The organism is Methylobacterium sp. J-068 (assembly GCF_022829445.1).
GTDB lineage: Bacteria > Pseudomonadota > Alphaproteobacteria > Rhizobiales > Beijerinckiaceae > Methylobacterium.
The window spans coordinates 1-411 of the sequence record NZ_JAKSXY010000090.1 but is presented as its reverse complement, the minus strand read 5'-3'; the positions used below and the strand labels follow the sequence as shown (position 1 = coordinate 411).

Below are 411 nucleotides of genomic sequence, written 5' to 3'. Positions count from 1 at the left end.
GCCTCGCGGGCGAACAGCGCTAGCAGGCGCTCGAAGAGCGGCTTGGAGACGCCGTTGCCGACGTACCAATGGCTCTCGCCGGTGGCCGGCGCCACGAAGGCGGTGACGTAGAGCCACTCGTAGCGATGATGGCCGAGCGCGGCCGGCCTCTGTCCGCGCGGAGCCCAGACCCGGCGGATGACCGGCGTCAGCCCGATGCGGTGCGCGTCCGTGCAGAAGACCGAGACCGGGCGCCCGGGATGGCGCGCTTCTTCCTCGGCGCGGGTGTCGGCGAGTTTTTTTTGGAGGCGGCTTGTTCTTCGGGGATGGCTGCGCCCGGGTTCTTCGGACGTGGCGCCTTGACCGACCAGCCGGGCGCCTGCAGCACTTCCCGGGCGTGTTGCCGGTAGTCCGAACCGCGGCCAAGGTGCG

At 70.8% G+C, this 411-nt stretch carries 1 protein-coding gene; it reads right to left on the bottom strand.

What is annotated here, in order from left to right:
- Positions 1-187 precede the first annotated feature (187 nt).
- Positions 188-411 (bottom strand): hypothetical protein (locus MKK54_RS14650; protein ID WP_244011915.1); only part of this gene is annotated, 224 nt, incomplete at its 5' end.